Below are 14,640 nucleotides of genomic sequence, written 5' to 3' on the forward strand. Positions count from 1 at the left end.
GGGAGAAATGCGTTTCAGGACGCCGACCATCGCCTGCCTGCTCGCCCTGACCGCCGCTCCGGCTCACGGGCAGGACACCGCGGAAAGCCTCAGGGGCGAGATCGAGGTGCTGAAGCGCAGCTTGCAGTCGCTGGAAGCGCGGTTGCAGGCCATCGAGCCGACGCCGTTCGCCGCAACCACGGCACCCGCCCCGGCGCCGGGTAAGCCGTCCACGGCGGCCGTGGCATCAGTCGCACCGCAGGTGACCGCCGGTGCGTCGCCGGCGGTCACCGAGGTGCCTGGGGTGCTGCCATCACTGCTGCCCGATCGCGAGTCGGTCGCCGATCCTTCTTCGGCGGCATCGCGTGTCGACAACAGCGCCTCGCCGACCGACCCCGAACTGAAAGGCTTTTTCGCCATTCCCGGCACCGAATCCATGATCCGCATCGGTGGCTATGCCAAGCTCGATGCGATCTACGACTCGCGCAAGCTGGGTGACCAGGACCAGTTCATCACCGCGGCCATCCCGGTGTCGTCGGCACCCGGCAGCGACGTCACCAACTTCAACCTGCACGCCAAGCAGACGCGTTTCAGTTTCGAGGCGCGTCGGCAGCTCCCTCGCGGCAACCTGCGCTTCTATCTGGAAAACGACTTCTTCGGCGGCAGCGACGGCTACGAATTCCGCCTGCGCCACGCCTACGGCCAGCTTGGCAATACCTATGCCGGTTATGGCTATTCGATGTTCATGGACGCCGATGCACTGCCGGACACCCTCGACTTCGAAGGCCCGGGCAGTGCGCCGTACCTGCTGGTCGCGGGCATCCATCACAGCTTCGAGTTTGGCAAGGGCAACAGCCTGACCCTGGCGGTCGAAAATCCGGAAACGCAGATCGCTGCCGCCGAAGACGAAACCAGCACCAACCGCATGCCCGACGTGGCCGCCACGGCGCGCATCGAGCGCGACTGGGGGCATCTGCAGCTGAGTGGCCTGCTGCGCCGCTTGAGCTACATCAAGGACGACAGCAAGCGCCATGACTATGCAGGCGGCGTGTCGTTCACCGGTTCCGCCGCGGCCGGCGAGCAGGACCTGCTGCTGTTCGGCGCCAACTGGGGCGAAGGCATCGCCCGCTACATCGCTGATATCGGCGGCTCCGGTCTGGACGCTGCGATCGATGCCAACGGCGACCTGCGGGCGCTTACCAGTTATGGCGGTTTCTTCGGCTACACCCATTACTGGAACCAGGAGTGGCGCTCCAACCTGGTCTACGGCTACCTGCACCTGGACGACGAGGTGTTCCTGTCGGCCGACACCTTCCGCCGCAGCCAGTACGGCGCGCTCAACCTGATCTGGAGCCCGGCGCCGTCGTGGACGATGGGCATGGAGCTGCTCTACGGCCAATACCAGCAGCAGGACGGCCGCGACGGCGACGCGCTGCGCCTGCAGGGCAGCCTGCAATACAACTTCATCAAGTAGCCATATCGCGGCCCGCGTCCGCAGACCGCTGGAACGAACGCCTCCCACCGTTTTCAGGAGATCGCAGTCATGGCGCAACAAGGCAAGAAAATCGGCGTGGTAGCAGCCACGTTCCTGGTCGCCGGCAACATGATGGGATCGGGCGTGTTCCTGCTGCCGTCGAGCCTGGCCAAGATCGGTACCGCCTCGATCTGGGGCTGGTTGATCACCACCGCCGGCGCGTTGTTGCTGGCGTTCGTGTTCGCCAAGCTTGGCAAGCTCGCGCCCAAGGCCGGTGGCCCCTATGCCTACGCGCGCGACTCGTTCGGTCCGTACATGGGCTTCCAGACCAATACCATTTACTGGTTTGCCAACTGGATCGGCAACGTCGCCATCCCGATCGCGGCGGTAGGTTATTTCAGCTATTTCATCCCGGCGCTGTCGGAACCCTGGGTCCGCTGCATCGCGGTGCTCGCCCTGATCTGGCTGCTGACCTTCGCCAACGTGATCGGTCCGCATTTTGTCACCAAGGTCCAGACGGTGACGACCAGCTTCGCGCTGATACCGATCCTGGGCATCGCGGTTTTCGGCTGGTTCTTCTTCAAGCCGGAGGTCTTCGAAGGCGCCTACAACGTGTCCGGCCAGTCGAACTTCGGCGCGATCTCCAGCGCGGCGGCGTTGACCTTGTGGGCCTTCATCGGTGTCGAGTCGGCATCGGTCACCGCCGGCGTGGTCGAGAACCCGGAGAAGAACGTCGCCCGCGCAACACTGGCCGGCGTGGCCTTGGCCGCGGTGTGCTACATCGCCAGTTCGGCGGTGATCATGGGCATGGTGCCCAACGCTGACCTGCAGCACTCCGATGCGCCGTTCGCGCTGGCTGCCGCCAACGCCGTCGGTGGTTGGGGCGGTGCGGTGGTCAGCCTGTGCGCGACCATCGGCGCCGCCGGTTCGCTGGGTGGCTGGATCCTGCTGACCGCGCAGAGCGCCAAGGCCGCGGCCGACGACGACCTGTTCCCGGCGGTGTTCCGCAAGGCCAATGCCGATGACGTTCCGGTCAAGGGCATCCTGATCGTGGCTGTGCTGATGTCGATCGCGGTATTGATCACGGCCAGTTCGGAGACGGCCTCGGCGCAGTTCGACGTGATCACCTCGGCGGCGGTGATCCTGACCGTGCTGCCTTACATCTACTCGGCGGTGGCCTGCTACTTCGTGGTCGAGGAGTCGCACACCATGGTCCACACCGGTGCGTTCTGGGTGCTGACCAGCGTCACGGTGGTTTATTGCCTGTGGGCGATCTTCGGTTCGAGCGGCGCGATCGTGAAGTACGCGTTCCTGTTCGTGCTGTTCATCACCGTGTTCTATCCGTTCTTCAGTGAGCAGCGTCGCCAGGCGCGCCGGCTCAAGAAAGCGTGACGCCTCCGGCCCGGCCGCCGAACCCTCCCAATTTTCCTCTGGCGGCCGGGCTTTCACTTTCGTGTGAAGTTTCAAAGGAGTTCCCCCATGTACTACAAGGCACTCGACTACCCGATCGTCGTCATCGATGCGGATTACGACTCCCCCCGCATTGGCGGCATCCTGATCCGAGCGTTGGCCGATGAGTTGCGTGCGCAGAACCATCGCGTTCTCAGCGGCCTGACCCTGGACGATGCCCGTGCAGGCGCACGCACCTACGTCGCCGCCTCGGCAGTGCTGATATCGATCGATGGCACCGAGAACGAGCCGCAACAGTTCCAGAAACTATTCGCGTTCCTGCAGGAACAGTCGGCGCGGCGTGCCAACCTGCCGGTGTTCCTGTACGGCGAGCGCCGCACGATCGAGCAGGTGCCGAGCAAGCTGCTCAAGTTCGTGCACGGCTACATCTTCCTGTTCGAGGACACCAAGAGCTTCATCGCCCGCCAGGTGATGCGCGCTGCCGACGAGTACATGCAGCAACTGCTGCCGCCGTTCTTCAAGGCGCTGATCAAGCACGCGGCCGAGTCGAACTACTCCTGGCATACGCCCGGCCATGCCGGCGGCGTGGCCTTCACCAAGTCGGCGGTCGGTCGCGCGTTCCATCAGTTCTATGGTGAAAATACGCTGCGCAGCGACCTGTCGATATCGGTGCCGGAACTGGGCTCGCTGCTCGACCACAGCGGCCCGATCAAGGCCGCCGAAGCCGAGGCCGCGCAGAACTTCGGTGCCGACCACACCTTCTTCGTCACCAACGGCACCTCGACCGCCAACAAGATCGTCTGGCACGGCACGGTCGGGCGCGGCGACGTGGTGTTCGTCGACCGCAATTGCCACAAGTCGCTGCTGCATGCGCTGGTCATGACCGGCGGCGTACCGGTGTACTTCACCCCCAGTCGCAACGCCCACGGCATCATTGGTCCGATCAGCCTGGACCAGTTCTCGCCCGAGGCGCTGCAGGCCCGGATCGACGCCAATCCGCTGGCAAGCAAGGCGCATAAGAAAGGCGCCAAGCCGCGGATCGCGGTGGTCACCAACTCGACCTACGACGGTCTTTGCTACAACGCCGAAACGATCGCCCACAACATCGGCAACGCGGTCGATTTCCTGCATTTCGACGAAGCCTGGTACGCCTACGCCGCCTTCCATCCGTTCTACGAGAACCATTACGGCATGGCCAAGGGCAAGCCGCGCGAGCAGGAGGCCATCATCTTCGCCACCCATTCGACGCACAAGCTGCTGGCGGCGTTCTCGCAGGCCTCGATGATCCATGCGCGCGACAGCCGCACGCGCTCGCTTGACGCGGAGCGCTTCAATGAATCGTTCATGATGCACACCTCGACCAGTCCGCTGTACAGCGTGATTGCCTCGTGCGACATCGCCTCGAAGATGATGGAGGGCGCGGCCGGGCAGTCGCTGGTGCAGGAGATGCAGGACGAGGCGATCGCATTCCGCCGCGCAATGGCCCATGTCGAGAGTGAACTGGGTCGCGACGACTGGTGGTTCAAGGTATGGCAGCCCGATCGCGTCACCGCGGCGCTCGATGGCGGCCAGAGCATGGCGCCGGTGGTGGCCAAGCAGCCTGACTGGTACCTGCGGCCGAACGCCGCCTGGCACGGCTTCGGCGATCTCGCCGACGACTACGTGCTGATCGATCCGATCAAGGTCACCCTGGTCACGCCGGGCCTGTCGATGGACGGCGAGATGCACAAAACCGGCATCCCGGCGGCGGTGCTCAGCAAGTTCCTGTGGACGCGCGGCATCGTGGTCGAGAAGACCAACCTGTATTCGTTCCTGATCCTGTTCTCGATGGGCATCACCAAGGGCAAGTGGAGCACGCTGGTGACCGAGCTGATGGGCTTCAAGCAGCTCTACGACCGCAATGCACCGCTGAGCCAGGCCCTGCCGGAGCTGGCCGAGGACAACCCGCAGGCCTATGCCGATACCGGCCTGCGCGACTTGTGCGACGGTCTGCATGCATTCAATGCCGAATACCGCGTGGCCCAGGTGATGCGCGAGATGTACGTCGATCTGCCCGAGCCGGTGATGACGCCGGCCGAAGCCTACGATCATCTGGTGCGCGGCCAGGTCGAGCGGGTCCGCATCGACGAGCTCAGCGGCCGCATCGCCGCGACCATGCTGGTGCCGTACCCGCCGGGCATCCCGACCATCATGCCCGGCGAGCGTTTCGGCGATCAGAAGGAGCCGATCATCGAGTCACTGCGCATCGCCAAGGCGCAGAACGAGCGCTTCCCCGGCTTCGAGTCGGACGTGCACGGCCTGATCGTCGAGCGCGACGCGAAGGGCCCGCGTTACGTGGTCGAGGTGCTCAAGGTCTGATGCGGCCGAGCGGTGGCCGCCTGCGGGCGGCCTGCCGCGTCTGTAAGGCAGAGGGGATACCACACGGCATGCAGATGGACACGAAGCGCGAGCAGGGGCTGCTGAAGCTGTCGATCGCGGTGACGCTGCTGGTCGGTGTGATCGGCGTTGCCAGTGGCCTGCTGATCGGTTCGCAGGCGATCGTGTTCGACGGCATGTACAGCCTGGTCGACGTGGTGCTGACGGTTGCCGCGCTGGCGGTGTCGCGGCTGGTCGCGCGCGAGGGCAGCCACCGTTTCCAGTACGGCTACTGGCACCTGGAGCCGATGGTGGAGGCCTTTGGCGGGGCGATACTGGCATTGGCCTGTGTCTATGCGGCGGTCAACGCGGTTGACGGTCTGTTGAGCGGTGGCCATGAGGTTTCCTACGACTTCGGCGCGGCCTGGGCCGCGGTGCTGAGCGCGGTCGGCCTGGCCATGGCGGTGTACATGAAGCGGCGGTCACGCGAGCTGCAGTCGGGCCTGCTCGCGCTGGATGCGCGCAGCTGGCTGGTCAGTGGATTGCTCAGCCTGGCGCTGCTGGTGGGCTTCGTGATCGCAGTGGCGATCGAAGGCTCGGCGTGGTCGGCGTGGGTGCCCTATGTCGACTCGGCGGTGTTGCTGGTGATCGCCCTGGCGATGCTGCCGGTGCCGGTGGCGGCGATGTGGGGGCCGATGCGCGAGGTACTGCAGGTCGCACCCGACGAGCTCGACCGCAAGGTGCAGGCCGTGATGGACGCGGTGATCGCCGAGCGCGGCTTCCTTGAATACACCAGCCACGTCGCCAAGATCGGTCGCGCCCGCTTCGTCGAAATCCACATCTTGGTGCCGCCGGATTACCACATCGGATCGATCGCCAACGCCGATGCCATCCGCGACGACATCGCCCATCGCCTCGGCGCGCACGGCCCGCAGTTCTGGCTGACCGTCGACTTCACCGCCGACCGGGCCTGGACATGAGCGCCGCCGCGCCGCGCAAGCTCGGTCTGGCCATGGCGACCATGCTGGTCGCCGGCAACATGATCGGCACCGGCGTGTTCCTGCTGCCGGCCAACCTGGCCACGGTCGGCAGCATCTCGCTGTTCGGCTGGATCGTCGCCACCACCGGCGCGGTCGCACTGGGCCTGGTGTTCGCGCGGCTCGGCCAGCTCGATCCGCAACCCGGTGGGCCGTACGCGTACGCGCGTGACACCTTCGGCCCGTACATCGGGTTTGCCAGCAACTACTCGTACTGGTTCGGCAACTGGATCGGCAACATCGCGATCGCGCTGGTGGTGACTGGCTACCTCAGCCGGCTGGTGCCGGGCCTGGACGGGCCGTATGCACGGGTGCTGTTCACGCTGCTGGTGATCTGGGTGTTGACCCTGGCCAACGCACGCGGCGCACGCTGGGTCGGCGCGCTGGAGGCCTGGACGCTGTCGCTGGCCTTGATCCCGATCCTGTTCATCGCCGTCGCCGGCTGGTGGTGGTTCGACCCGGCGCTGTTCCGTGCCGGCTGGAACGTCAGCGGCCTGGGCGACTTCGATGCAATTTCGCGCAGCGCCTCGATCGCGTTGTGGGCGTTCATGGGCGTGGAGAGTGCGTCGGTGTCGGCCGGGGTGATCGACAACCCGCGCCGCAATATCCCGCTGGCGACGCTGCTGGGCCTGGCCGTATCGGCGGTGGTCTACGTCGCCTGCTCGACGGTGATCATGGGCATGCTGCCGATGGAGACGCTGAAGAACTCCTCGGCGCCGTTCGCCGAGGCCGGCCGCATCATGATCGGCGAGTGGGGCGTGTGGATCGTCGGCCTCTGCGCCGTGCTCAAGTCGGTGGGCGCGCTCGGCGGCTGGATGCTATTGGTCGGACAGTCGGCACAGGCGGCGGCGAAAGACGGGTTGTTCCCGCGCGTGTTCGGCCGCCTCAACCGCCACGGCATGCCCGGTGCAGGTCTGATCATCGTCGCGGTGCTGATGAGTGCGGTGTTGCTGGTGACGGTCTCGCCGACGCTGGCCGGGCAGTTCGACCAACTCACCAACATTGCGGTGCTGCTGACCATTCCGCCGTACCTGTTCTCGGCGGTGACGCTGTGGCGGGTGAGTCTGGACCGCGGAGAGTGCGGCGGCCTGCGCTGGGGCAGTTTTCTCGCCGGCGGTGCCGCCACGGTCTATTGCCTGTGGGCGTTGATCGGCGCCGAGCCCAGTCTGCTGGCGCATGCGGTGGTCCTGCTGCTGCTCAGCGCGCCGCTGTACCCGTTCTTCATGCAGCGGGTGCGAACGGTGGTGCAACCACGCCCGCCGGCGGACGATGGGGTTTCTCCATGACCTGTTCACGGGCTTGCACCCTGCTCGGATGTTGCCTCGCCGTGGCGTGGCCCGTCTTCGCCCAGGAACCGCTGAGCTTCGACGACGCGCTGCTGCGTTTGCAGCAACGCAACGAAAAACTGGCGGCGGCGGGTCACGCGGTCGACCAGGCCCGCGCCGAGGCCGGGGTCGCCCGCAGCCGGCGCTGGCCGACGCTGAACGTGGAAGCGCAGGCACTGCGTTGGGACGACCCGCTGGTGCTGGAGTTCAGCGACACCCAAATCTCGCTGCCCGATCTGCCGATCGCATTGCCGCCGCTGCCGCTGCCGACCACGCGTCTGGAGATCGACAGGCAGGACTACCGCAGCGTGCTGGCCACGGCCAAGCAGCCGCTTTACGCCGGCGGCCGCATCCAGGCCGGCATCCGCGCGGCCGATGCGGCGGTGGCCGCCGCGCAAGCGCAGCAACTGGGCGAGCAGGGCGGGTTGATGCTGGAACTGGTGCAGCGTTATTTCGGCCAGCGCCTGGCCGATCAGGCGGTGCTGGTGCGGCAGGCCACGCGCGACAGCCTCGGCCGCCACCTCGACGACGCACGCAAGCTCGAACGCGAAGGGCAAATCGCCCGCGCCGAACGCCTGCGTGCCGAAGTCGCGTGGGCCGAAGCCCAGCGCGAACTCGGCGATGCACAACGACAGGCCGAGATGGCGCGCTCGGCGCTGGCGGTATTGCTGGCGAGCGAACAGGGCTTCGATCCGAGCACGCCGATCCCGCAGGCACCGGCGCCGCAATCTCTGGCCCAGCTCAAGCAGCGTGCGCTGGAGAGCAACCCGCAGCTGACCCGCGTCGCCCAGGAGCGGGTGCGTGCCGAACAGGGCGTGCGCGCCGTGCGTGGCGAGTTCGCCCCGACTATCGGCCTGCTGGCGTTGAGCCGTCTCTACAGTCGCGACCCGATTCTGCAGGAGCCGGACTGGGCGATCGGCGTGAGTCTGGACTGGCCGCTGTTCGACGGCTTCCAGCGCAACCACAAATTGCAGGGCGCACGTGCCCAGCTCGATCGGGTCGAGTCGTTGCAGGCCGCCGGACGCCGTGATGTCGAGCTGCTGGTCGAGCAGCGCCATCAACAGCTGCTCAACGCGCACGAGCAACTGCAGTCGTACCAGACCACGCGCGCCCTGGCCGAGGAGAGCCTGCGCGCGCAACGCATCGCCTTTGCCGAAGGCTTCGCCACCTCGCTGGATGTCGTCGATGCCGAGCTGGCCCTGTCGCGCCTGCGCCTGGGCATCCTGTCGACCCGCTACCAGGCGGTGGTGGCGCAGGCGGGCCTGTACGAGGCCAGCGGCGAGAGCGGGCGCATCCGTGAATTCGTCAGGGCGGCACCGGCCGCCGAGGGAGATGGGGATGTCCACTGACAGTGACAAGCGCACCGGCCTGCGGTTGCTGCTGGTCATCGCCGCGTTGGCCGTGATCGGCGTGCTGGTGTGGTGGCTGCGCCCGGGCGAGCCGTTGCTGCAGGGGCAGGTCGAAGCCACCCAGGTCAACGTCGGCGCCAAGGTGCCGGGCCGTATCGACACGGTGCTGGTGCGCGAGGGCGCTGCGGTCAAGAAAGGCCAGGTGCTGGCGACGCTGGCGACGCCGGAGATCCAGGCCAAGGCCAGCCAGGCCGATGCCGTGGTCGCGGCCGCGCGCGCGCTGGAAGACAAGGCCAAGAACGGTGCGCAGCCGCAGGACATCGATGCTGCACGCATGCAGTGGCAGGCCGCCGAACGCGGCGCCGACCTCGCGCAGGTGACCTATGCGCGGGTGCAGCGGTTGTACAACGAGGGCGTGCTGCCGCAGCAGAAGCGCGACGAGGCGTTCGCCCAGGCCAAGGCCACGCGCGCACAGGCCGATGCCGCCAATGCGGTGTATCGCAAGGCGCACGACGGCGCCCGTCCGGAGGATCTGCGCGCGGCGCAGGCGCAACTGGCGCAGGCCGAAGGCGGCCGCAACGAGGTGCAGGCCTACCTCGACGAGCGCCAGGTGCGTGCGCCGATCGCCGGCGAGGTCAGCACGCGCGTGCTCGAACCCGGCGAAGTGGCCGCTGCCGGCGCGCCGATCGTGGTGATCGCCGACCTGTCCGACCTGTGGGTGAGCTTCAATCTGCGCGAGGACCGCCTGGCCGGTGCACGTATCGGCCGCGAGTTCGAGGCGCAGGTGCCGGCGTTGAAGAAAAGCGGCGTGCGCATGCGCATCGACTACCTGGCGCCTCTGGCTGACTTCGCCACCTGGCGCTCCTCGCGCGACCTCGGTGGTTTCGACCTGCGCACGTTCGAGCTGCGTGCCCGGCCGCTGCAGCCGGTGCCTGGCCTGCGACCCGGCATGAGCGTACTGCTGCCGGCGTCGACACTGGCCAGCGACGACTGAGATGGCGGTCGCTGCGGCCAGCGCATCGCGGATGCAGTGTGCAGGTCTGGGCGCGGTGTGGCGGCGCGAGTGCGCGCGCATGTTCGCCGACCGTCGCAGCCGCCTGCTGCTGGTGGTGTTTCCGTTGGCGAGCTGGCTGTTGCTGCTGTGGCTGTTCTGGCCGCGCGTGCCGCACGACCTGCCGATCGCCGTGCTGGATGCCGATGGCAGCGCGTTGTCGCGGCAACTCACGCGCGCCATCGACGCCACGCCCTCGATCCGCGTCGCTTACGCGGTGACCGACCAGGGCGGAGGTCGCGATCTGGTACTGCGTGGCCAGGCCTATGCGGTGCTGGCGATTCCGGCGGGGCTGGAAGCCTCGGTGCTGCGCGGCGATCCCGATCCGGTGCAGCTGTTCTACAACACGCAGCTGCTGACCGCCGGCAACCTGGTCGCACGCGATGCCCGGCTCGCGGCCGGCACGCTGTCGGTGACGCTGGCGGCCGGGCGGCGTGCCTTGCAGGGCGAGAACACCCGTCTGGCGGTCGCCGCCGCCAATCCGATCGGCACCGAGTTGCATCCGTTGTTCAACCCTTCGATGGACTACGCACGTTTTCTCGGCCTGACGTTGGTCGCGGCCCTGTTGCATATCTTCGCGGTGGTGGCCGGTGCCGATGCCTGCGGTCGCGAGCTGCGTGAACGCACGGCGGGCGCATGGTTCGAAGCATCGGGCCGGTCCGCCTTTGTGGCGCTGGCCGGCAAGCTGGCGCCGTATGCGCTGTGGTTCGCGGCGCTCGGCAGCGCGGTGTTGCTGACGTCGATGGCGCTGCTGCGGATCGAGATGGCCGGCAGCGTCGTGTTGCTGTTGCTGGGATGGTGCGTGTTCGGCATCGCCAGCCTGGGGCTGGGGGCGTTCCTGATCGGCTGCACGGCCAATCTGCGCATGGCCACCAGCATCGCCAGCCTGATCATCAGCCCGGCCTTGGCGTTCTCGGGGCTCACGTTTCCGGCGTGGTCGATGCCGGTGATGATCAAACTGTGGTCGGCCCTGTTGCCGCTGACCCATTACCTGACCCTGCACGTGCAGCAGGTTTCGATGGGCGCGGGCGCGGCCAATGCGTGGCTGCAGATGCTGCCGTTGCTGGCCTTCGCGGTGCTGCCGTTCGTGCTGCTGCCACGCTGGCAGCGCTTGTTGTCGCAGCCTGCGTACTGGGGGCGGGCGTGAGCCGGACGCGCACGAGCGGGGTGATGACGGCCGCACGCGACGAATGGCGGCGCCTGGCCACCGACGTGGGCGCGCTGCTGGTGCTGCTCGGCGGCGTGCTGTTCTATGCCCTGTTCTATCCCACGCCGTACCTGCACCAGGTAGCGCGTGATCTGCCGTTGGTGGTGGTCGATGGCGATCGCAGCGCGTTGTCGCGGCAGTTGATCCGCATGGCCGATGCCAGCGACCAGCTGCAGGTGATGGCGGTGCTCACCGAGCGCGGCGAGGCCGAACGTTGGCTGCGCGACGGCCGCGCCCATGCGCTGCTGGTGGTGCCGCGCGAGTTCGAGCGTAAAGCCCTGCGCGGCGAGGCACAGACCGTGGGCGCCTACGGCAATGTCGCGTACTTCCTGGTGTATTCGCAGGCCGCCGAAGGGCTCAGTCAGGCGATCGGCAGCTTGAACGCGGGCGTTGTGATGCAGCGTTTGCAGCTGCAAGGCGCGCCGGCCTCGTCGTTGATGGCACAGCGTGACCCGCTGCCGCTGATCCCGCGGCCTTTGTTCAATCCCGGTAACGGCTATGGCAACTACGTGGTGCCGGCGGTGCTGGTGTTGATCCTGCAGCAGACGATGCTGATCGGCATCGGTCTGCTCGGACGTGCGCCCATCGCGGCTCGCGACGCCATCGTCGCCGATATTGCCGGCCGCAGCCTGGTGTATGTGCTGCTGCAGACGGCCTATCTGCTGTTCTTCCTCGGTGTTGTCTACGGCCTGTACGGCTTTCCACGGCATGGGGCCTGGTGGACGTTGCTCGTCTTCATGCTGCCGTTTCAGTTTGCGGTCGCGTTGCTGGGACGCGTGCTGGTCAATATCTTCCCGACTCGCGAGTTCGCGCTGCAGGCGCTGCTGTTCACATCGATGCCTGCGGTGTTCCTGTCCGGCTTCTCCTGGCCGCGCGAGGCGATGCCGGCGCCGTTGTGGTGGCTGTCGCACTGCCTGCCGAGCACGCCGGCCATCGACGGCTTCGTGCGCATCAACCAGATGGGGGCGAGCCTGCAGCAGGCTGGCCATGCCTGGGCCCTGCTGTGGGCGCAGGTGCTGGTGTTCGCGGCCATCGTCGCCTGGCAGGAGTCACGGCGCAGCGCCCGCGAGGGTTTGTCTGGTGGTGATTCCGCCTTGTCTGTGCTGCCCGATAGCCTGAACTAGCCGCGTAGAGCTAGGGGCCGCGTCGCCAAGGCGGGTCGAGCACGAGGATGCGTGCGTAGGCCGGGCAGCTTTCGCGATGCGCGCCGGCCAGGTAGCCCAGGCTCATCAGGAACTCGCCGGTGATCTCGCCGCCGGTGAAGTGGAAGGTCCGCTTGAACAGTTTGACCCAGGCTGCCTTGTCGCGCGGTTGCCCATCGAGCACGTGATGTGCGTCCAGCCATTTCGCAAAGCCGCCATGCGTGTCGCGCAGTTGCCGGATGACCTGGGCATTGTGGATCGCCGCATCCACCTTGAGCCGGTTGCGGATGATGCCGGCGTCGGCGAGCAATCGTGCGCGGTCAGCCTCGCCGTACGCGGCCACCCGGTCGACGTCGAAGCCGTCGTAGGCGCGACGGAAACCCTCACGCTTGCGCAGCATCGTCTCCCAGCTCAGCCCGGCCTGGTTGATCTCCAGCAGCAGGCGCTCGAACAGCACGGCCTCGTCGCGCTGCGGGACGCCGTATTCGTGGTCGTGGTATGGGCCGTGCAATGGATGGCCCGGCGCGGAGTCGCAGTAACCCGACATCGGCCGGTCACCGCGCCTTGGGCGTGGCGTACTGCGACAAGCCCAGCACGTCCAGGCCCTGCTCGAAACGGATGTCGACCGGGATCTTCGCGTCCTTGAGCCGGGCCAGGTCGCCGGCCAGTTCGGGCTTGATCACGCCCAATGCCTCGGTCATGCGCTTGGCTTGCGCATAGTCGCCGTCGCCCTGCACGGTCAGCAACTTGGCGCTGAGCGTGTTCATCGCGGTACGCATCTTCTCGAAATCGACGCGGTACTTGCCACTCGACGCGTCGCGGGTGAACGCGCCCTGCTCGGCGAAGAAGTTGAAGCGCAGCATGTTGGCCTTGCCGTGTGCGTCGGCCGTGCCAAAGCGCACCGAGCGCAGGATGCCGGCGAGGAAGGTGACGTAGCTGTCCATCAGCTTGGCCTTGTCGAGTTCGCCCTGCTGGCTGAGCGCATCGATCATGTACAGGCCGAGGATGTCGGCCTTGCCTTCCTCGAAGCTCGACGAATACTCCTTCAGCGCCTCGTCTACCGTGCCCTTGCCATCAATCCCGCTTTTATCAAGCACGTTCTTGATGCCCAGGCCGTGCGCGACCTCGTGGAACATCGTGTTTCCAAAGAACGCATCGAAGGTGACGTGCTGGAGCTGGTCGTCGGCGATCAGCTGTTTCGCGATCGGCATCAGGATCGCGTCGAACTTGGCCTGCATGACGTTTTCCAGCTGCAGCCGGCGCGTGCCTTTCCTCAGTTGCACCTCCTCGTCGTTCGGCAGGTTGATGGCGATGGTCTTGGCGCCAACGTTGGCATCACCAGCGTAGTAGACGACTTGGTAGGCGTTGAGGTCGGCATCGGAGCCAGGGATCTCGGCCTTGTACTTCGCGTCGACCGGCAGGCCCTGCTGCAACGCCGGCAGGAACTTGGCGAAGCGTGCCAGCTTCTGGCTCCATTCGATGTCCTTGATCAGCACCAGGCCCTCGTAGGCGGCCTTGTAGCCGTAAAGCTGGTCCTCGTAGGTTTCGATCGGGCCGATCACGATGTCGACCGGGTTGGACTTCATGTCCATCCACGCCAGGTCGCTGGCGCGGAAGTCGTCGCTCAGCAGTGCGTCGGCGCGCATCGTGAGGTAATTGGCGAACGACTTGTCGGCGCTGAGTGCCGCCGCTTCGCGCAGCAGGGTGGCGGCGCGCTCGAGTGGCGCCCGGTAGGCTTTGTGGTAGGGCACCGTGATCAGCTTGCCGGCACTGTCGCGGCGCAGCAGGGTGTAGTTGGAGGTCTTGTCGGGCAACGCGGCCACCTCGAACTCGGCCTTGTTCATGTCGCTCGGGTAGAAGGGACCGCCGGCCGGGCGCGGGCCGATGCCGTCGATGAGCGGCGCATCCTCGTTGAGCCGGTCCCAGGGGCCGAAATTGATCTCCACCAGTGCACGCGTGGCGTCGTCGGGCGCGCGGGCGAGCAGGGTGGCACGGTCGCCGCTCCAGGACTGCTGCCAGTAGATCGCGTTCATCACGTCGCTGGCTTCGACCAGCTTGGCGATCATGCGCCGGCCTTGCTCATCGAAGCGCGACAGGTCGGCCTTCAGCGGCACCACCGCGTAATCGCCGGCATGGGCGGCAGCGTAGCCGGCGGTGCCGCTCTTCGCGGCCTCGCTGGTTGCGGGGACGTTCGACTCGGGGGCCTTCTGCTGGCAGGCGCCAAGGGCGAGAACGGCCAGGCAGGCAAGGCCGAGCGTGCGGAGCTTGAGTGTGGCCATGGCCTTGGTACGCAAAGTTGGGGCAAGCCGCC

At 66.8% G+C, this 14,640-nt stretch carries 11 protein-coding genes; 9 read left to right on the top strand and 2 right to left on the bottom strand.

All coding sequences use genetic code 11. The annotated features are described in order from the left end of the window. Window positions 1-7: 7 nt before the first annotated feature. The 9 genes from ACFOLC_RS08215 to ACFOLC_RS08260 all read left to right on the top strand — a co-directional run bounded on the left by ACFOLC_RS08215 (window position 8) and on the right by ACFOLC_RS08260 (window position 12,311). Window positions 8-1,453 carry a DcaP family trimeric outer membrane transporter gene (locus ACFOLC_RS08215; RefSeq protein WP_386758759.1) on the top strand — a complete coding sequence of 482 codons (1,446 nt, stop codon included), beginning with the start codon at window positions 8-10 and terminating at the stop codon, window positions 1,451-1,453. Between the two features lie 69 nt (window positions 1,454-1,522). Beyond that, the gene (adiC, locus tag ACFOLC_RS08220; protein ID WP_386758760.1) at window positions 1,523-2,845 is read left to right on the top strand and encodes an arginine/agmatine antiporter; all 1,323 of its coding nucleotides are present in this window, start codon (window positions 1,523-1,525) and stop codon (window positions 2,843-2,845) included. An 87-nt stretch (window positions 2,846-2,932) separates the two neighbouring features. Beyond that, window positions 2,933-5,221 (top strand): Orn/Lys/Arg family decarboxylase, encoded by a 2,289-nt coding sequence (locus tag ACFOLC_RS08225; RefSeq protein WP_449284292.1) that lies wholly within the window; start codon window positions 2,933-2,935, stop codon window positions 5,219-5,221. A 68-nt stretch (window positions 5,222-5,289) separates the two neighbouring features. Continuing rightward, window positions 5,290-6,198, top strand: a complete 909-nt coding sequence (locus ACFOLC_RS08235) for a cation diffusion facilitator family transporter (RefSeq protein WP_386758761.1) — start codon at window positions 5,290-5,292, stop codon at window positions 6,196-6,198. Next, a complete protein-coding gene (locus ACFOLC_RS08240) occupies window positions 6,195-7,541 on the top strand; it encodes an amino acid permease (protein ID WP_386758762.1) in 1,347 nt (448 codons plus the stop codon). Before ACFOLC_RS08235 ends, ACFOLC_RS08240 begins: the two co-directional genes overlap by 4 nt. 41 nt (window positions 7,542-7,582) lie before the next feature. Beyond that, a complete protein-coding gene (locus ACFOLC_RS08245) occupies window positions 7,583-8,929 on the top strand; it encodes a TolC family protein (RefSeq protein ID WP_386758763.1) in 1,347 nt (448 codons plus the stop codon). Next, a complete protein-coding gene (locus ACFOLC_RS08250; protein ID WP_386758764.1) occupies window positions 8,919-9,923 on the top strand; it encodes an HlyD family secretion protein in 1,005 nt (334 codons plus the stop codon). The genes ACFOLC_RS08245 and ACFOLC_RS08250 overlap by 11 nt, the downstream gene beginning before the upstream one ends. A 79-nt stretch (window positions 9,924-10,002) precedes the next feature. Then, window positions 10,003-11,127: an ABC transporter permease gene (locus ACFOLC_RS08255; protein ID WP_386758765.1), complete on the top strand. Its 1,125-nt coding sequence runs from the start codon at window positions 10,003-10,005 to the stop codon at window positions 11,125-11,127. Between the two features lie 23 nt (window positions 11,128-11,150). Then, on the top strand, window positions 11,151-12,311 hold the full coding sequence (locus tag ACFOLC_RS08260; protein WP_386758766.1) for an ABC transporter permease: 1,161 nt from the start codon (window positions 11,151-11,153) through the stop codon (window positions 12,309-12,311). Window positions 12,312-12,321: 10 nt separating this feature from the next. Here the strand turns inward: ACFOLC_RS08260 and ACFOLC_RS08265 are convergent, their stop codons facing one another. Both ACFOLC_RS08265 and ACFOLC_RS08270 read right to left on the bottom strand, forming a co-directional pair. Continuing rightward, window positions 12,322-12,876 carry a DNA-3-methyladenine glycosylase I gene (locus ACFOLC_RS08265; RefSeq protein WP_386758767.1) on the bottom strand — a complete coding sequence of 185 codons (555 nt, stop codon included), beginning with the start codon at window positions 12,874-12,876 and terminating at the stop codon, window positions 12,322-12,324. 7 nt (window positions 12,877-12,883) lie between these two features. After that, window positions 12,884-14,608 carry a dipeptidyl-peptidase 3 family protein gene (locus ACFOLC_RS08270; RefSeq protein ID WP_386758768.1) on the bottom strand — a complete coding sequence of 575 codons (1,725 nt, stop codon included), beginning with the start codon at window positions 14,606-14,608 and terminating at the stop codon, window positions 12,884-12,886. Window positions 14,609-14,640: the final 32 nt, after the last annotated feature.

Origin of the sequence: Lysobacter cavernae (assembly GCF_042648505.1) — a bacterium.
GTDB lineage: Bacteria > Pseudomonadota > Gammaproteobacteria > Xanthomonadales > Xanthomonadaceae > Lysobacter_L > Lysobacter_L cavernae.